General features: G+C 54.4%; 13 protein-coding genes and 2 pseudogenes. 7 read left to right on the top strand and 8 right to left on the bottom strand.

Annotated features, from left to right (window positions below):
• Positions 1 to 7: 7 nt before the first annotated feature.
• Positions 8 to 1261, bottom strand: a complete 1254-nt coding sequence (mexE, locus tag AB4O41_RS02460; RefSeq protein ID WP_460146046.1) for a multidrug efflux RND transporter periplasmic adaptor subunit MexE — start codon at positions 1259 to 1261, stop codon at positions 8 to 10.
• Between the two features lie 559 nt (positions 1262 to 1820).
• Between mexE and AB4O41_RS02455 the strand changes: the two genes are divergently transcribed.
• Positions 1821 to 2870: an MFS transporter gene (locus tag AB4O41_RS02455; protein WP_460146045.1), complete on the top strand. Its 1050-nt coding sequence runs from the start codon at positions 1821 to 1823 to the stop codon at positions 2868 to 2870.
• An 83-nt stretch (positions 2871 to 2953) separates the two neighbouring features.
• Here AB4O41_RS02455 and AB4O41_RS02450 read toward each other — a convergent pair whose 3' ends face one another.
• The 6 genes from AB4O41_RS02450 to AB4O41_RS02425 all read right to left on the bottom strand — a co-directional run bounded on the left by AB4O41_RS02450 (position 2954) and on the right by AB4O41_RS02425 (position 9868).
• Positions 2954 to 4105 carry an MFS transporter gene (locus AB4O41_RS02450; protein ID WP_460146044.1) on the bottom strand — a complete coding sequence of 384 codons (1152 nt, stop codon included), beginning with the start codon at positions 4103 to 4105 and terminating at the stop codon, positions 2954 to 2956.
• Between the two features lie 97 nt (positions 4106 to 4202).
• Complete coding sequence (locus AB4O41_RS02445) at positions 4203 to 5237, bottom strand: GlxA family transcriptional regulator (RefSeq protein WP_460146043.1); 1035 nt, start codon at positions 5235 to 5237, stop codon at positions 4203 to 4205.
• A 34-nt stretch (positions 5238 to 5271) separates the two neighbouring features.
• Positions 5272 to 6621 carry an MmgE/PrpD family protein gene (locus AB4O41_RS02440; protein WP_460146042.1) on the bottom strand — a complete coding sequence of 450 codons (1350 nt, stop codon included), beginning with the start codon at positions 6619 to 6621 and terminating at the stop codon, positions 5272 to 5274.
• Between the two features lie 86 nt (positions 6622 to 6707).
• A complete protein-coding gene (proX, locus tag AB4O41_RS02435; RefSeq protein ID WP_460148258.1) occupies positions 6708 to 7706 on the bottom strand; it encodes a glycine betaine/L-proline ABC transporter substrate-binding protein ProX in 999 nt (332 codons plus the stop codon).
• A 110-nt stretch (positions 7707 to 7816) separates the two neighbouring features.
• Positions 7817 to 8782, bottom strand: a complete 966-nt coding sequence (gene proW, locus AB4O41_RS02430) for a glycine betaine/L-proline ABC transporter permease ProW (protein ID WP_460146041.1) — start codon at positions 8780 to 8782, stop codon at positions 7817 to 7819.
• Positions 8783 to 8830: 48 nt separating this feature from the next.
• Positions 8831 to 9868, bottom strand: a complete 1038-nt coding sequence (locus AB4O41_RS02425; RefSeq protein WP_460146040.1) for a quaternary amine ABC transporter ATP-binding protein — start codon at positions 9866 to 9868, stop codon at positions 8831 to 8833.
• Between the two features lie 448 nt (positions 9869 to 10316).
• Between AB4O41_RS02425 and AB4O41_RS02420 the strand changes: the two genes are divergently transcribed.
• Positions 10317 to 11270: a LysR family transcriptional regulator gene (locus tag AB4O41_RS02420; protein WP_460146039.1), complete on the top strand. Its 954-nt coding sequence runs from the start codon at positions 10317 to 10319 to the stop codon at positions 11268 to 11270.
• A 113-nt stretch (positions 11271 to 11383) separates the two neighbouring features.
• On the opposite strand, the gene AB4O41_RS02415 is transcribed toward AB4O41_RS02420, so the two are convergent.
• Entirely contained in the window at positions 11384 to 12619 is a 1236-nt protein-coding gene (locus AB4O41_RS02415; RefSeq protein WP_460146038.1) for an aromatic ring-hydroxylating oxygenase subunit alpha, read from the bottom strand.
• A 327-nt stretch (positions 12620 to 12946) separates the two neighbouring features.
• Between AB4O41_RS02415 and AB4O41_RS02410 the strand changes: the two are divergent.
• The 5 genes and pseudogenes from AB4O41_RS02410 to AB4O41_RS02390 form a co-directional block, all read left to right on the top strand.
• Positions 12947 to 13123, top strand: a pseudogene (locus tag AB4O41_RS02410) (GntR family transcriptional regulator); the annotation flags it as partial.
• Complete coding sequence (locus AB4O41_RS02405) at positions 13120 to 14031, top strand: dihydrodipicolinate synthase family protein (RefSeq protein WP_460146037.1); 912 nt, start codon at positions 13120 to 13122, stop codon at positions 14029 to 14031. The pseudogene AB4O41_RS02410 and the gene AB4O41_RS02405, both read left to right, overlap by 4 nt.
• Positions 14024 to 15538, top strand: a pseudogene (locus AB4O41_RS02400) (aldehyde dehydrogenase); the annotation flags it as partial. The gene AB4O41_RS02405 and the pseudogene AB4O41_RS02400, both read left to right, overlap by 8 nt.
• Positions 15539 to 16885 (top strand): NAD(P)/FAD-dependent oxidoreductase, encoded by a 1347-nt coding sequence (locus AB4O41_RS02395; protein WP_460148256.1) that lies wholly within the window; start codon positions 15539 to 15541, stop codon positions 16883 to 16885.
• Positions 16886 to 16953: 68 nt separating this feature from the next.
• Complete coding sequence (locus AB4O41_RS02390; RefSeq protein ID WP_460146036.1) at positions 16954 to 17805, top strand: glycine betaine ABC transporter substrate-binding protein; 852 nt, start codon at positions 16954 to 16956, stop codon at positions 17803 to 17805.
• Positions 17806 to 17815 lie beyond the last annotated feature (10 nt).

Genomic DNA, 17815 nt, shown 5'->3' with positions numbered 1-17815 from the left:
TTGTCCCTTAACCGCGTGGAGTCGCAGCAGCCACTTTCACAACCGTACCCGGCGCGACCTTGGCAGGTGCGACTTGGGGCAGGTTGCTGGCTTCCAGCGCTTGTCGTTGTTGTGCGAGAGCTGCGAGGGTTTGTTCGCTGGCCATCGGGATCACTTCAGGGGTGACCGGTGAACCAGGGCGAACCCGCTGCAAGCCCTTGACGATGATGGTGTCGTCCTTGTTCAGACCGCTGCGCACGATGCGCAGACCTTCGATCTTCGGACCCAGCTCGACAGGGCGGTAAGCCGTTTTGTTGTCGGCATCCATCACCAGCACGAACTTTTTACCCAGGTCGGTACCGACCGCTTCGTCGTTGATCAACACCGCGGAGTAAGTGCCGCTGCCGACCAGTTTCAGACGGGCATACAGGCCAGGTGTGTACTGTCCGTCGGCGTTATCAAAGACAGCGCGCCCGCGGATGGTGCCGGTTTTCGGGTTGACCTGGTTGTCGACGAAGTTCATCACGCCCTGGTGCGGGTTGCCGTCTTCGTTGGACAGACCGAGGTAAACCGGGGTGGTTGCACCGCGTTTGCCCTGACGAGCGAGCTGGGTGTATTTGAGGAATACACGTTCGTCAGCGTCGAAGTAGGCGTACACCTTGTCAGTGGAAACGACGCTGGTCAGCGCGGTGGTATCAGCGGTCACCAGGTTGCCGGCGGTGATTTCCGCACGGCTGACACGGCCGCTGATGGGCGCCGTGACGCGGGTGAAACTCAGGTTCAGTTTTGCCAGGTCCAGTTGGGCCTGGAGGGCGCCGACGGCGGCGCGAGCTTCTTGAGCCGCGCTGGTGCGCGAGTCGGCGAGTTCGGCGGAAATCGCGTTGCTGGTGCGCAGGCGTTCGCCGCGCTGGGATTCGTTTTCACTGCGGGTGGCGGTGGCGCGAGCCTGGGCAACCAGGGCTTCGAGGCGGCGGACCTCAGCCTGGAAGGGGCGCGGGTCGATCTGGAACAACAGATCGCCTTTCTTGACCAGCGCGCCTTCGGTGAAGGCCACGTCATCGATCTGGCCGGAAACCCGTGGACGAATCTCTACCGTTTCCGGCGCTTCAAGGCGCCCGGTGAATTCGTCCCACTCGTTGACCGGTTGTTCCAGCACCTTGGCCACGCTGACTTTGGCCGCGGGCATGGTGGCGGCAGCGTCCGGAGTCTTGCCGCAAGCGCTCATCACCAGCACGGCCAACAAGGCCAAGGGGAAGCGCAAATGTTTGAGTGACTGTTCCATGGATGCATCCGCCAATGTATTGAGATGGACGGATGATGCTTGGCGGGGTGGTATGGCACGAATCGAATGAACCGAAGGTAACTATCATTCGGAATGATATAAGCTCAAAGCGAGCCCTCTAGCATGCACCTTCCATTAGTGGGCTATCAAATGAAATGATGACAATTCAGTGTTGCAGGGAGTGCAAAGGATTGGCTTGAAACCGCGTCGTGGCTTTCGCGGGCAAGCCTCGCGCCTAATGGACTGCCTGTTCGACGGGCCAGTCGTTTCCAACCAACGAGTAACGAGACGGCTTTTTTCAGACCTGTTGAGTGACTGTGCGGAGTTGATGGTATGAAATTGTTCAGGCCGTTGCTTCAGCGGCCCGTAGCCTTGCTGTGGGGAGGGTTGGCGCTTTCTTCGATCGGTGACGAACTCTTCGCGATTGCCATCGCCTGGATGGCGGTGCAGATCGCCGGAACCGATGCAAGTTGGCTCAGTGCTTTACGCGGTGCTGCCGCGTTGGCAGGTGCTTTGCTGGGGGGGGATATGGGCAGAGCGCTGGGATCACCGTCGCACGATGATCGGCGCCGACCTGGCGCGGGCCGGGCTTGCCTTGATTCCGGTGGTTGCTTGGGGGCTCGGCATCATGAGTCTGTGGATGCTGGCAGTGCCGCTCATGCTTATGATGATCGTCAACTCGTTGTTCGAGCCGGCGCTGCGCGCCAGTCTTCCGCGGATTGCCGCGGCGCCGGGCCAGTTGCAATCGGTCAACGCGCTGTTCGATGCGATCATCCGGGTCGCCCGGGTGATCGGGCCAATGCTGGCCGCGGCGATTACGCTGCTGATTCCGATCGAGCATCTGTTTACCCTGAACAGCATCACCTTCCTGATTTCCGCGTGGGCGATCATGAAGTTGGGCAAAGCGTTGCCGCGCCAACCTGTCAAGGCAACAAGCCGGCGTGCCGGATTTACCGCCGGTTGGAGAAGTCTTGCGGGACGCAGCCAGATGCAGGCGGTGTATGTGTGTGCGGGCCTGGGCAATGTTGCCTGGAGCGTGGGTATATCGATCGGCATGGCGCTGGCCGTCGTCAAATACGATATCCAGGGATTCGGCGTACAGGGTTTTGCTGCCTACGGCCTGATCATGGGAGCTTACGGGGCAGGGAACCTGATCTCCATTTTTGTTGTGGGCAATCTGCAGATCCGCCGCTTGTATCACGGGTTTACCTTCGGATCCGTGGTCAACGGCCTGGGCATCGCGATCATCGGTGCGGCCGTGTTGTACCTGCCACCGGAACACGTCCTGACGGGGATGATGGTCGGCGCAAGTCTTGCGGCACTCGGTGGGCCACTGATCGACATCTCATTCATTCTGCTCATTCAAACCCGGTTCAGGCACAGCGAAATCGCCGGGCTGGCAAGGCTGCGCTTTGCCACGCTGGGTGCGTCGATTCTGATTGCCGGTGCCTGCGGTGCTGCGCTGTATGCTCGTTTTGAAACCGGCCTGGTGATTGTCGGTGCCGGGATTTTCGAAGTGATTGTGGGGGCAATTGTGCTGCTCGTCCCCAAGTGTCGAGAATCGGAGTGCTTTTTTCCATCGCGAAGTCTACTGCGGCGATCCCGGTAGCGGTGGATTTCGAAGCCCCAAGACCGTTGCAGCCGCAAGCGCTGATCACACCAGGGAGAGATATCGCGCCTGAAGAGATTCGGTTAATTGCGAAGTAATCGAGCTGTTGCACTGACAAAAACCAGCAGAACAATTAGGCAGCCCAAAGCGAATGACAAGGTGCTTAGATGGGCAACCGCTCCAATAAATACGGGACCTATCAGAATGCCCGCGTAGCCCATCGAGATGACAGCGGGGATGGCTACCGCCTGTTGCATACGTTGCTGCCGGCCTACAGCGGTAAAAATCACTGGGACAATGTTCGAGCAGCCAGCCCCGATCAGGGCGTAGCCAATCAAGGACGCGACCCAGCCATCGATTCCAAGCGACACGATCATGCCTGCGGCTGCGCAAAGTCCGCCAAGCGCAACGACACGCACGCCGCCTAGTTTGCTGACGATGGCGTCTCCCGTCAGGCGGCCCACCGTCATTGCAGCGGCGAAGGATGCGTAGCCCAAACCGGCGATGCTCGGCTCTAACCCTCGGTTCGAGACAAGGAAGACCGCGCTCCAGTCAAGCATTGCACCTTCAGTGAGGAATACGATGAAACAGAGCGTCCCTAAAAACAGCACGATACCCCTGGGCACCGCGAACAATGGTCCACCCCGTTCAGTGCCATAAGTCAGCAAAGCAGGTGCAGCCTTGTAAAGTGATCCCAAAACTGTGGCAACGATGCAGAGCACAGCCATCAGTGGATCCAGGCCAAAGGTCAGTAAAGCGGTCATCGCCCCGGCGCCTAATATACCTCCGACGCTGTAAAGGCCATGGAAGCCAGACTGAAGTGCCTGCCCGCTGTTTTTCTCGACGATGACGGACTGTATGTTCATGGCGCAATCAAGCATGCCCATGCTGGCGCCGAAGATAATCACAGCTATCACCAGGCCAGGCAGCCACACCACGGTGCTCAAAAGCGGAAGAACGGCACACAGTGCAATAGTTGCCCAGATGACGACCGGTCGGCATCCATAGTGCGCAGTGAGATATCCGGCAAAGGGCATGGCTACAATAGATCCACCGCCAAGGCCGAGAAGCAGCAACCCCAAGCCACCATCGTCCAAACCGACGCGTGCCTTTACCAATGGAACCAGAGGCGCCCAAGCGGACATGAGTAAGCCCGCGATGAGGAAGGCAATGCGTGTAGACATCCGCTCGCTGTAGTTAGCCGTCGGTATTAACACTGACGATGGAGCATTCATAATTCTCGGTAATCCTTATCGATGATGTTAACCACCATTGGCTCGGCCTAGACTTTGCGGATTTCTTTGGTTTTTTACGTGTTGGCGTTTCGGAAAACTAACGCCTGCGCTCATACGTCGCTCTATAGCTACTTGGCGCTACGCCAAAGAAGTCACGAAAGCGCATATGGAAGTTGGCGAAACTGCAAAAGCCGGTCGCGATCGCAATATCGGTGATTGGCCGATTGCTCTGCAGAATAAGCTGACGCGCTCGAGTCAAGCGCAGTTCCAAGTAATAACGTGTGGGAGTGGCGCCGACGAAACGGCAGAAACGGCGCTCCAATTGTCGTCGGGAAATATTCACACATTCGGCCAGTTCGTCGATGGATAGCGGCTCTTCGATGTTCTTTTGCATAAGTTCTAAAGCGAGCTTCAGGGTTTGTGGCAAGGTGGGGTCAGCGTCAACGATGACCGTCGATATCCCAGAGACTTCAGGGGTTTGATCGCAGCTGAGTATTTCCTCGACAGCATGGGTCAGTGACACGCCTTGTTTAGCAGTGATGAGTTCCAGCATCATTCGTAACGAGCTGCTGGCGCCGGCGCACGTGATACGGTTTCTATCGATGACGTGAGTTCGACAAGAGACCAGGACTTTGGGGAAAACATCCTCCATCATTGCTCGCCCGTCTGGATGGAAGGCACACTCGACACCGTCCATTAACTGAGCTTCCGCCAGGAAAAAGGCGCCGTTCCACAACCCGCCCATGGTTGCACCAAGAGAAGCGACGTTGCGTAGCTTGCGCCGTAATAGTGGTTCGCTGATTAGCTTTACTCGTAAACCGCCCGCTACAATGAGGACATCTATGCGATCTGGTAATTGTGATAGCTCCAGGTCTGCTGAAATTGCAATTCCCAGATCACTCATGACCAGACGACTTTTGATACCAACGGTTAACACTTCGAATGCCGGTGTCTCGCTAATCAAGTTTGCGGTCACCAGCGCATCGATAGCGCCGGTGAATGACATCATCGAGAAATTGTTTAAAAGCATGAAAGCTACACGCGTCACTGCCTGCGGCTTCAACGGTTTCTCGGTCGTATAGGAGTACCCCATATTTTTGTCTTTAAGCACGCTCTCGAATACGAATGGCATAAATCCTCTTTGACACCTGAACGAATAGCTAAATCTAGACAGCGCTTTTTGGAGCGGACAGCAGCAAATCAAAGAATGATTGGCAATCGTCACAGAGAGGCAGTGCTTCAATATTGTTCTTGATGGCATTGCTGAGCGTAACGCCCAAGCTGTCATCAGCCAGTAAATGGTATTTAGCGGTGAGTTCGTCGCTCGACATGGGATTGCCGGGGTCGCCCTTGGCTGTAGCAGTTGGACTCGTAAGGCGTGTGCCGTCTTTCAGGGTAACGGTCACGCGAGAGAGAATTTCCTCCGGGAATCTGGCGGACAGGTCAGGCGCCTCATGAAGGGTTATTTTCTTGCTAATGCTTAAAATGTCTGGCGAATGAATGGAGTCCCCGGTGACTTCGTCAGGCCCCAGCTTTTCGCGAACGATCAAAGCAGCGAGTGGGAACGCTAGCGCATACTGGGCCTCGTCCGCATTCTTCGGGAAATGCCCCTGCAAACACACAGACTCGTGGAATGTCTCGACATCTATGGTCTCGATCAACTCAGCAGTGATGACTGGATGCGCTCGCATCAAATCGGTCATGGCCGTGAGTGCCGGTTGCGCCCAGCGACAGACGGGCCAAGGTTTGAAATATTGCTCGTCGATCTCCCAACGGGACCCGATGTCCTGCCAGAAAGTGGAAACCTCCAAAGGTTCAACGGTGGCGGCTGGAGCGCCGGTGACACCTATCTGTGCCATCAGTAGTGCATTCAGTCCGGCATACGCCCCGGCGCCATGGGCATCACGCAACATCGTTGGAAAGCTCACCAGGCGCATCATCGGGCACCTCGGGCCAAAGTACTCCGCGATACCCAGCGCATGACGAAACGTCGTTTCATCAAGCTTCAGCAGGCGGGCGCCGGCGCAAACGACCCCGATCCCGGAAAAGGCGCCTGAGGCATGATATTCAGGGGCGGTGGCCATCAATGCCTGGCCCGCACGTAAGGCGGTCTCGTAACCGATGCACAGTGCGCTGAGGAATTCTTCGCCGCTGATGTCTTTGCCCTGACTGCGATACGCGTCAACCAGTGCAACAATGGCCGGGACAACGGTTGCACCCGCATGCCCCTTGGAGGTGAAGTGACCTTCATGTGCATCCAGGCTATCAACGCAGAAACCGCCTGCATACGCGGCGCCCAATGGATGTACGGCTCTGCCGTCGAACCAAAGGCGGCTGGACAGCTTATTGGCAGTGTAGTGGGCGTCAGCGTAAGTTTTGAGCATGACGCTGGTTTGATTGTTGCGGGCTCCGGCGGCCACACCAATGATGTCGAGCAGGCAAGTTTTAACCAGCTCGCGTGTATGCAAGGGCGTGTCCTTGTAACTGAAATTCTGGACGAATGAATACAACTGCATTTCATGATTCCTGAATGATGAACGCCGAAACGGACAAAAAAGTTGCCCGGCGAAGGGCAACCTTTACGCAGCTTTAGATGACCAGACTACTTCTTTGCAGTGGCGGTATTTGCAGCGGCGCGGGCGTCTGCTATCCAGCTATCGTACTTCGCACGATGAGCGGCAATCCATTCCGAGGCATGGCGCGTAATGTCAGCTGCACTTTTTTCGCCATTGTGCATTTTGAGATTCTGCGCGCTTTCGTCGTCGGTGGAGATCTGCATTTCAGACAAAAACTTTTCCGCCGCCGGATTCTTCTCGGCGAACTCTTTGTTAACAACGGCTTTGACGACGTCTACCGGGAAACCCAGGTTCTTGCCATTGAATGTAGTGTTGGTATCGTTCTTGCCATTCGGGAGATCGGTACGCGGCACGGTCAGCCACACAACATCTTTGCCTTCGACCAGTACACCGGATATCCACTGAGGTACCCAGGTGTAATAGAGAATCGGCTTGCCTTGTTTATAACGAGCAATGGTGTCGGCCATCAGAGCAAAATAGGAGCCCTGGTTATTTGAAACGGTCTTGTTCAGGTCATAGGCTTTCATATGGTGTGCGATGATCAGTTCACAGCCCCAACCGGGGTTGCAACCTGTCAGGTCCGCTTTACCGTCACCATCGCCATCGAACAGCTTGGCAATCTCCGGTTTTTGCAAATCTGCGATAGATGCAATGTGGTGCTCATCAGCCGTTTTTTTATCGATCATGTAGCCCTGCAAAACACCCGGCATAATATCGCCGGACTTCACCATCGTGTCATCGCCACCGGCCTTTTTGTAAAAAGCCTCATGCAGCGTCTCCCACATATGTACCGTGAAGTCAGCATCGCCACCAGAGATCGCAACAAACATGGTGGAGTACTCGGTCTCCTTGGGAGTCTGAACTTTGTACCCCAACTCTTTAAGGCCCGCCATTGCAATCTCTCCGCGGAATCGCTCTTCGGCGATAGCCGGGAAGATGGGGGTGATTGATATCCCTTGGCCGGGTTGTTGCGCTGTCGCAGCGGATGCGAAAACAGGTGATATCGTTAATGCTAGAAGCGCCATAGAACGAATAAGTTTTTGTTTCATTCCGCATTGTGTGAAATTCATTATCGTCTACCTTGCGTGATTTAAAGAGCCCGTTTTTTATTGGTTCATGCGCGCTGCTATGCGGGTTAACTTTCCTTTGCCCTGATATCTATTTCTTTAACGCCACTTTTTCTTTTCAGGCGATACAGCACCCCAACGGGGCCCGTCTGGTACCAGTGTTCGCCTCTGGTTGCTCTATTGCTGCGCTCGCCCATTGCCTGGGTCAGGCGGTCGAGGAAGATCGCCAGCAAAACCAAGCCCAAGCCACCCACGGTCGCGAGGCCCATATCGAGGCGCCCAATACCGCGAAGTACCATCAGACCCAGTCCACCCACCGAGATCATCGATGCGATCACAACCATCGAAAGTGACAACATCAATGCCTGATTCAAACCAGCCATGATCGTGGGGGCGGCTAACGGAAACTGGACTCGCATCAGCATTTGACGTGGGGTACATCCGAAGGCTCTGGCTGCCTCGACCTTATCCTCTGGTACTTGCCTGATTCCCAGGTTAGTAAGCCTGACGAGCGGCGCTACCGAGAAGATGATCGTGACCAACACGCCCGGTACGTTTCCGATACCAAAGAGCATGACGACGGGTACCAGATAGACGAACGCCGGCAGCGTTTGCATCGCATCCAATACCGGCCGAAGAATCATTTCCAATCGGTCACTACGGGCGCACAGAACACCCAACGGTATGCCAATAATCGCGCAGAAGAACAGTGAAGTGAGCACCAGCGCGAGGGTTATCATTGCGTCATTCCACACGCCGATCACCCCTAAAAGGGAGAGGGTAACGAAGCAGAGGATGCCTATTCTCTTCCCTCCCACCTGCCAGCCGAATAGCGTTGCAGCAATGATGAAAATCGTCGGAGGAATAGACAGCAAGCCATACTGAATGCCGTTCAGAACTTGATCGATGGGCCATCTTATCGAGCGAAATATTTCACGGAAATTTTGTACCAGAAAATTTAGGACGACCTCTACCCATTGGCCCAAGGGGACGTTGATGGATTGAAACGGGTCTAGAAGACTGAATTCGTTCATGCTAATCACCTGAATGTCTGAGCCTGGCAAGCCAGCGAGTTGAGACTCTTAGTGACGGCTCATTGTCTGGAGCAGTAGGCTTTTGGAAATCGTGCCTTTGAAAACACCCTGGCGATCCAGCACTGCAACCGGGTTAACGGCATTGGCGACGATGTGAAAGACGTCATGAAGGGGAACGTCAGCCTGCAGCGTGGGTATGGACTGATCCATGGCGTAGGGGTGTTCTGCACAGATCTTGGCAACATCGCCAGCCTTCAGGATCTTTGAAGCATCGAATCCTTTGAAGAACGCTTTGACGTAATCATTCACCGGGTTGCAAAGCAGCTCCTGTGGAGTACCGATCTGTACCACTCGACCACCCTCCATAATCGCAATGCGATGGCCGATGCGAATCGCCTCTTCAATGTCATGCGAGATGAAGATGATGGTGCGCTGTTGTTCTGCCTGCAGGCGGATCAACTCGCCCTGCATTTCGCTGCGAATCAACGGGTCGAGAGCAGAGAAGGCTTCGTCCATCAGCAGGATGGCAGGGTCATTGGCCAAGGCCCGGGCTAAACCCACGCGCTGCTGCATACCGCCAGACAGCTGGTGCGGATAGCTGTAGGCGTGTCCCTCCAGACCTACCTGTTTGAGTGCCTCAAGTGCACGCTTATGCCGCTCGCTCTCCTCGACACCTGAGATTTCCAGACCAAAAGCAACGTTGTCGATCACACTCATGTGTGGCATCAGCGCAAACGACTGAAACACCATGCTCATGTCTTTGCGACGAACGTTCAGAAGATCGGCGTCCGAAAGACCAGTAATTTCTTGTCCGTTAAGATGGATTGTTCCGGAGGTTGGCTCGATCAGCCGGTTGAATAACCGCACCATCGTCGACTTTCCAGAACCGGAAAGACCCATGATGACGAAAATCTCTCCACGTTTTACGGAGAAACTGGCATTAAAAACGCCAACGACTTGACCGGTTTTGCTGAAGATTTCATTCTTGTCAGCACCGCGAGCCAGCATCTCCATCGCGAGCTTCGGCTGAGGGCCAAAGACTTTGTAAATGTTTTTTACCGAGAGTATCTCGTCACCAAGACTCATAATCCCTCCTGCTGCAATTACGGCGTAAGATCAAGAATTCGGTTACGTCTCTTGATCAGTTAAGACGGTGCTTTTGGGGGCAGTCAAGCTGGGAGAAGGGTTGGGAATTAGTCATTGTGACCATCCTCTTTATTATGTGATGTTTATTATTTTTGTTTTATCGACACTGAATTTGGCAGTGCCTTGAGTGACAAGTTATTACCTAATAGAGTCAGCGTCTAACAACATTTCTTCTGACCAATCAATAACGCTATGTTATCGATCCTGCGTTGATATGCGTTTTCGATGCCGCCAGTGTTTGTTGTTCGGCGAAGCGCCGTTTCCCCTGTTGTAGACCTTCTCTTTCAGCTACTCTCAAGCATGCGCTCCCAAGCGGATCCCTCCCGCCGATCTTCTCCTTTAAGGCCCTCCCAAGGGGCCCCGAACCGGACATTAAATACTTTAGGTTATGGTTAAGCACATCGATCCAGATATGACGTTGCTGAAAATGCCGTCTCTGAAAGCAGTCAAATCATTCGTAGCGGCCGCCAAATACCAGAGTTTCACGCGAGCGGCAGAGGCGCTGTGCGTTACTCAAGCGGCAATCAGTCGTCAGATTCGAGAGCTTGAGACGTACCTTGGGGTTGATCTCTTCAAGAGGGTCGGTCGAGCGGTCGAGCTGACTGAGGCCGGCTCCATTTTTTTCGATGCCGCGCAGCTATCCTTCGTAAACATCTCCCAGGCAGCGGAACGCATTCGCACCAACAATGCAGGCAAGCGAACCCTGACGCTTTGCTGTTCTCCAGCGTTTTCGGCTCTTTGGTTAGCAGCCAAACTGCCGGGTTTTTTCACTCAGAACGCTGACATCGACCTGAATCTGGTGACCACTCAAAACTTTTTGTCGATGGAACCCGGGGTAACCCCGGACATCTTCATCACCAAGATGGCCAAGGTGCAGGATGGTTATCGTAGCTATCCGTTGTTTCATGACATCATCTACCCGGTATGCACACCTCGATATAAAGAGGAGCATCCGGAGCTGTCCAGCCTGGAAGGGTTGCGCGATGGGGTTTTGCTAAATCTCAGCCCCTATGGCAGATCCCAGGTAGCGGAGCACGTCGACTGGGGCGTTTGGCTGGCCTATCACGATGTTGATATTGAAAAGCGGCCACACGATAGCCCTCACGTGTTCAACGCAAACGACTATAACCTGGTGATAAGCATGGTTTTGACCCACCAGGGTGTAGCCCTTGGATGGAATCATCTGGTTGCGAATCTAATCGAAAACGGATCACTGGTTCGCCCAGTCGATCAGGAAGTGGTTCTCCATGAAAGCCAGCATTATCTGACTTTCCGTGAAGACCGGGTGAACGACGAAGCGTGTTGCCGGCTACGAGACTGGATTCTCGCCCAGTTTTCCTGAGCCGTTTAGAAGAAAGGAGTACTGGCTGAGCAGTAACTCGGTTTTCGGGGAGGGAGAGGTTTGGGTGTGCCGGTGGTGATCATTCGTGGTTCTCACCACCGGCAGTTTTGCACTTAGCCGACAGACCTTAACGGGATCGTGTCATTGAGCTGTTCAAGCATCGTTTTGCAGTACCAATCATCAAACTGGCACACGCCAATTTCGCTGGCCACCGATAACGGGCCTGGCTCGTAAGCGGGAGAGTTAACTCCTACCTGCGCACCTTCCACCAAGGTGCGGTCTTGGTCATTGGTTGCAAGCCAAACCTTCGTCAGACGCTCGATATCGTAATCGACACCTTCCTGTGCTGCTTTATTAACGATCCACTTCGTCGTGACCAGTGTCTCATTCGGGCCGATAGGCAGTACGCGGAAGCTCAACGCGTGATCGCCCAGAAAGTGGTTCCAGGTCGATGGGTAGTTGAAATAAAGCAGAGCACCGATGTTAGCTTCATCGGTTGTGTCCAGCCGGCCTGATACCGCAGGCTTGCCATCCATTGTGTAGCTGACGGCCCCTGAAAACAGTGGGATGCGCGTCATTCGGAAGCGACCATCCTCGTCCATGACCAATCGGCTAGGCAAGCCTGCTGCTTCGCAGCGGTCCCAATGCTCTTTGAGTTCGAGATCCTCATCACCGCCCGCGCCGCCCACTGATGGGTTGTCCACAAATGAGTGCATCAACTCCGGGTGAGTGCAATCGCAGTGGTAGCACTCACGGTTGTTCTCGAAAACCAGTTTCCAGTTGCCTTTCTCGATGATGTTCGACTCAAAGGCGACTTTGCAGTCATCCAGGTTATGAGGTGCAACGAAAGGGGTGACGGAATTTCTGAATGAAGAAAAGTCAGGGGCGACGTCAGCGACGCACACATAGATGTAGGTTTCAACGACCTCACAGTGCACGGGTTTCAAACCATGCTGAGACTTGTCGAAATCGTCCCCCATGTTCCCGGCGAAAAGTAGCTTGCCATCCAGCTCAAATGTCCATTTGTGGTAAGGGCACACCAGCTTGGCGACCTTGCCGCTTGCTTCCGGGCATACCTTGGAGCCGCGATGGCGGCAGGAGTTGTGGAATGCCCGAATCTGTTTGTCTGCGCCGCGGACGATCGCGACGGGGTAGTCGCCGACTTGCAGCGACAGGTACTGACCCGACTTCTCCAGCTCAAATGTGTGCCCTGCGAAGATCCAGCTTTTGTGCCAGATCTGTTCCAGATCCTGCCTGTAAACATCTGGGTCGCTATAGAGGGCACCTGGCAGCGCGTGGTCAGGCTTGCGCTGCGCAACAAGATTTGAAACTGCCGATTTAGTGCTCACGGTCAACACACTCCAAAATACCAAAGGGACGACAAAAGACCATTGTTTGCATCAATCTCGATATTGGGCAACGCCATTTCGCCGGTAAAATATCGCTGTTGTAAAGACTACGTCTGCAATCGCACCTCAACAAGAAACATTTACGCTTATCAATGCATAAACAAATGTTATCGATTGATGGCTCGGCGTTAAGAGAGTGTTCGTAACGTATTGAATCTAAAGGACAAATTATTTTTACTCGTGCACGCTATATCGCTTTAAAGATGTGGGTGCGAGGAATGCACGCTATTGACCACTTTATTGCCCCATGCCAGTCTGGATTCAATTCATGACGCTTTTATTGAAGCCATTGAACGGCGTGATGAAAGTGCCGTAGTTGATCTCGTGTTTGAGCATTGGGAATTATCCCGTGAAAACATGGAGATTTTTATCGCGCCTCAAGGCATCAAAGCTGACGCGTTCGTTGACCTTCCACCTAACTCGCATTCGGAGCATTTATCTTGAAATTTGAAGGTATTTATACGCCAGCAGTAACTCCTTATAACTCTGATGGGGAGATTGACTGGAATGTGTACTCGGAAGTTTTGGAGTCGCTGATTGAGGCGAAGGTGCACGGTATTATTATCGGCGGGTCGACCGGCGAGTATTATGCGCAGACGTTGGAAGAACGCACCGAGTTGGCGGCCTACGCCAAAGATGTGATCGGCACTCGGGTGCAACTGATCGTCAGTACCGGGGCGATTCGCACCGAAGATGCGGTTCAGTACGCCAAGGATGCCAAATCGATCAAAGCGGACGCCATTCTCGTCACGTCCCCACCTTACGCGCTGCCAACCTCACAGGAAAACGCGATTCACGCGCTCACTATCGATCGCGCAGCGGACTTGCCGATCATGCTTTACAACTATCCGGGGCGCATGTGCGTTTCGATGGATGAAGAATATTTCACGCGTGTCAGCCAATCGAAGAACGTCGTCGCCATCAAGGAAAGTTCCGGCGACATGGGCCAGGTGCATATGCTGGCCCGGCAGTTCCCCAACATCGCCTTGTCCTGCGGATGGGACGACCAGGCCCTCGAATTCTTTGCCTGGGGCGCCAGAAGCTGGGTGTGCGCAGGGTCCAACTTCCTGCCCAAGGAACACGTAGCGCTTTATGAAGCTTGCGTGCTCGAAAAGAACTTCGACAAAGGCCGTCAAATCATGTCGGCGATGATGCCGCTGATGAATGCCCTGGACGGCGGCAAGTTCGTGCAGTCGATCAAGTACGGTTGCGAAGTTGCCGGGCTGAAAGTAGGGGATGTGCGCTTGCCGCTTCAGCCACTTGAAGCAGAAGAAAAGCAAAGCCTTGAGTCGGTTATCGCCGAACTGAAACGCAACGTAGCCAACATTACTTCGGGAGCCAGCCATGGGTGATCTTCTGAGCAAGGCCGAATATGCCGCTCTGGCAAAAGACATTTCGTTGCCATCCAACGCTTTCATCAATGGCGCGTTCAAGCCCGCGATCTCTGGCCAAACGTTCGCCACGAACAATCCGGCGACGGGTGAGTTTTTGACTAACGTCGCTGCGTGTTCATCCGAGGATGTCGACTATGCGGTGAGTAACGCCAAGGAGGCTTTCGAGGATGGACGCTGGAGATCGATTTCTCCCAGGGAGCGCAAAGCTGTTCTGCTGAAGTTTGCGAACCTGCTTGAAAGTCATCAATACGAACTGGCCGTGCTCGAAAGTCTCGATAGCGGCAAACCGGTCAGTGAATGTCAGTTGGTCGACATCCCGGACACCATCCACACGATCCGCTGGCACGCAGAACTGATCGACAAAATTTATGACAACACCGCCCCGGTGGGCAGCGACGCGCTGACCATGGTAGTTCGGGAGCCGATCGGCGTGGTGGGCTGCGTATTGCCCTGGAACTTCCCGCTGCTGATGTTGGCCTGGAAAATCGGCCCGGCGCTCGCCGCAGGATGCTCGGTCATCGTCAAACCTGCTGAACAAACCTCGCTGACCACGTTGCGCGTTGCTCAGTTGGCGTTTGAAGCCGGTATACCCGCTGGTGTACTGAACATTGTGACCGGCACGGGCAAAGAGGTCGGCGAGCCGATTGGCTTGCACAACGACGTCGACATGGTGAGCTTCACCGGATCCACCGCGACCGGCCGCCGTTTCCTGCATTACGCAGCTGATTCGAACCTGAAACGCATCGTCCTTGAGTGCGGCGGGAAAAATCCGGCGGTGGTCATGGACGATGCCCAGGATTTGGATCTCGTCGCTCAGCATGTCGTCAATGGCGCGTTCTGGAACATGGGCGAAAACTGCTCCGCGACCTCGCGTCTGATCGTCCATGCGTCTGTTAAAAACGAGCTGCTGGAGCGCATGGGCGCCTACATCCGCGAATGGAAGATGGGCGACCCACTTGATCCGGAAAACCGCGTAGGGTCGCTGGTCAGCCCTGAGCATTTCACAAAAGTGAAGTCGTACCTTGAGCACGCCACCGCCGGGAAGCTTGAAGTGGTTTACGGTGGCGCGACCAAAGACGGTGCCTTCGTAGAGCCGACCGTGATTGATGGTGTCGGTCGAGACAACCGGCTGTTCCAGGAAGAAATTTTTGGCCCGATTCTTTCGGTGACCACCTTCAATACGATCTCCGAAGCCATTGCGCTGGCCAATGACACGGTGTACGGCCTGGCGGCCTCTGTTTATACCGGCAGCCTGCGTCGGGCGATCAAATTGTCGCGAGAAATCCGCGCCGGCATCGTCACCGTGAACTGCTTTGGCGAGGGCGATGCGTCGACGCCTTTCGGTGGCTACAAGGAATCAGGGTTCGGCGGTCGGGACAAATCCATTTTTGCCCATGACCAGTACACCGAAATCAAAACCATCTGGATCGATGTGTCTGATCGGTCGGATGAAGAGACCGAAAAAATGAGTACCCATACCATCAAGCGTCTGCCGGTAGACACCGGGGTTTCAGGTTGGGAGGCGATTTCCACGCGCACTGCGCCTGTCCGCATGCTTGATGGAAACGTGACGGCGGATTGGCTGATTATCGGTGCCGGTTTTGCCGGCCTTTCCGCCGCTCGCAGACTTTCACAGTTACACCCTGGTGACAGCATTGTCGTGGTCGATGCTCATGAAGTCGCCAAGGGGCCGGCAGGCAGAAACTCTGGCTTCATGATCGATGTGCCGCACAGTCTGTCGTCCGGGGAGTACTCCGTGGCGAGTGAGTCTGCAACGGCGCTGGAAATCACGCAAAATCGTTTTGCGATCGATTTCGCTGCGCAGGCGGCACGCGAGTACCGCATGTCCGCAGACACCTTCGATCCTTCAGGGAAGATCAACGCTGCCGCCACTGAGCGGGGATTGAAGCTGAACGTCAATTACGCCAAATCCCTTGAGCGCATTGGCGAAAAGTTCGAGATGTTGGGTGCAGCGCAAATGCGCGAAATCACCGGGTCCACCTATTACCACGGTGGGATCTATACCCCCGGCGCAGTGTTGATTCAACCTGCGCAATACATCAGAGACCTGGCAGCGGGGCTGGAAGGGGAAATCACGCTCTATGAGCGCTCTCCCATTATCGAGTTGTCCAGGCAGGGTAGCATTTGGACTGCTCGGTCTCATAACGGGGTGGTGCGCGCACCCAAGGTCATTCTGGCGGTCAACGGCCACATTGAAGACTTCGGTCACTATCAAGGACGCTTGCTGCACGTATTTACCTACGCCTCCATGACGGCTGCGTACAGAGATGATGAATTCAGGAAGGATGTACCGGGCAAAGCCAGGTGGGCCTTGTTGCCGGCTGATCCAATGGGAGCGACCGTTCGCAAGATCTCTTCAGACGGTCTCTCGCGGATCGTCATCCGGACAAAGTTCACCTATGACCCGAGTATCCAGGTCACCCCAGAGCGTGTAGCTGCGGTTGCCAAAGAACAGCGACATTCCTTGGATGCACGCTTTCCCGAATTGAAATCCACTGCGTTGGAGTTCAGCTGGGCCGGCCGTCTGTGTTTGAGCCGTAACAGCGCCGCTGCATTTGGCGAGATCGAAGAAAACCTGTATTCGGCTTGCTGCGAAAATGGGTTGGGAACGGTCAAGAGCACCCTGGCAGGTGTAATGGCGGCGGAATTGGCTTCGGGTATACGTTCTGATTTTCTGGATAGTCTCAGTCACGCGCCAGGACCCAGCAGGCTACCCCCCAAGATAATAACGAAGCTGGGCGTCAGTTCGGTCATTCGTTGGCATGAATTTTGGGCTGGGCGAGAAGGTTAACAAGTTTAAGTTGTCGGCTTTTCCTATAAAGGCCGTTTAATAAGTCACTAATAAGAACGGAACAATCCATGAAGAATATTTGGAAGGCATTCTGCGCGCTCGCGCTTGTGGCCATGATGAGTTTGCAGGTACAGGCAGAAGAAAAAAACATCGTAATGGGGACCATGTCTTGGGAGGATTTGGTGCCTATTACCGGTATAACCAAGAAGGTACTTGAGAACGCTGGATATACCGTAAAAGTTGTGGAGTTTTCCGAGTGGGGTATCGCCTATGCTGCACTCAGCAAAGGGGATGTTCAGGTGTTGGCCTCCCAGATTGATTACGCCGCCGCCGATTATTGGAAAAAGAACAAGAACAAAATCGAGAAGCTGTCACCGGTCTCCTTTGGTCTTTATCAGGGCCTGGCAGTACCCAGTTACGTGGACATCGACTCCATTGAACAGCTGAACGCAAACGCGGACAAGTTGGGTAACAGAATCATCGGCATCGAGCCTGGTTCGGGTTTGATGAGCGACGCGAACAACGTGGTCAAAGCGTACGACATCAAGCTCAAGCTGGTCGAAGGCAGTACTTCGGCAATGACGGCGGCTTTAAAGTCGGCAGTCGACCGCAAGGAATGGGTGGCGGTAACCGTTTGGGATCCTTCGTGGATGACCAAGAAGTTTGATCTCAAATTCCTGAAAGATCCAAAAGGGGTCTTCCCGCCATTGCAGGGTTATTACTGGATCGGACACAAAGGCTTCGCTGAAGCCAATCCGCGTGCGCGCGAACTGACGGCCAGCGTTTATGTGCCTATCACGGACATCACCGCAATGAATGCTGAAGTCAAGGATGGCAAGACCATGGACGAGGCTATCAAGGGTTGGATTGATAGCCATACAGATCTTGTAAACCGTTGGGGAAATATCAAGAACTATTAAGTTTTGTTTG

Source organism: Pseudomonas sp. S2_A02 (assembly GCF_054668495.1).
Note: the sequence above shows the minus strand (reverse complement) of the source record. Positions and strands in the feature narration are given on the sequence as shown.

Excerpts from the sequence above, each read along its gene's own strand:
- mexE (WP_460146046.1), bottom strand. The coding sequence starts at position 1,261 with ATGGAACAGTCACTCAAACATTTGCGCTTCCCCTTGGCCTTGTTGGCC.
- AB4O41_RS02455 (WP_460146045.1), top strand. The coding sequence starts at position 1,821 with ATGATCGGCGCCGACCTGGCGCGGGCCGGGCTTGCCTTGATTCCGGTG.
- AB4O41_RS02450 (WP_460146044.1), bottom strand. The coding sequence starts at position 4,105 with ATGAATGCTCCATCGTCAGTGTTAATACCGACGGCTAACTACAGCGAG.
- AB4O41_RS02445 (WP_460146043.1), bottom strand. The coding sequence starts at position 5,237 with ATGCCATTCGTATTCGAGAGCGTGCTTAAAGACAAAAATATGGGGTAC.
- AB4O41_RS02440 (WP_460146042.1), bottom strand. The coding sequence starts at position 6,621 with ATGCAGTTGTATTCATTCGTCCAGAATTTCAGTTACAAGGACACGCCC.
- proX (WP_460148258.1), bottom strand. The coding sequence starts at position 7,706 with ATGGCGCTTCTAGCATTAACGATATCACCTGTTTTCGCATCCGCTGCG.
- proW (WP_460146041.1), bottom strand. The coding sequence starts at position 8,782 with ATGAACGAATTCAGTCTTCTAGACCCGTTTCAATCCATCAACGTCCCC.
- AB4O41_RS02425 (WP_460146040.1), bottom strand. The coding sequence starts at position 9,868 with ATGAGTCTTGGTGACGAGATACTCTCGGTAAAAAACATTTACAAAGTC.
- AB4O41_RS02420 (WP_460146039.1), top strand. The coding sequence starts at position 10,317 with ATGGTTAAGCACATCGATCCAGATATGACGTTGCTGAAAATGCCGTCT.
- AB4O41_RS02395 (WP_460148256.1), top strand. The coding sequence starts at position 15,539 with ATGAGTACCCATACCATCAAGCGTCTGCCGGTAGACACCGGGGTTTCA.
- AB4O41_RS02390 (WP_460146036.1), top strand. The coding sequence starts at position 16,954 with ATGAAGAATATTTGGAAGGCATTCTGCGCGCTCGCGCTTGTGGCCATG.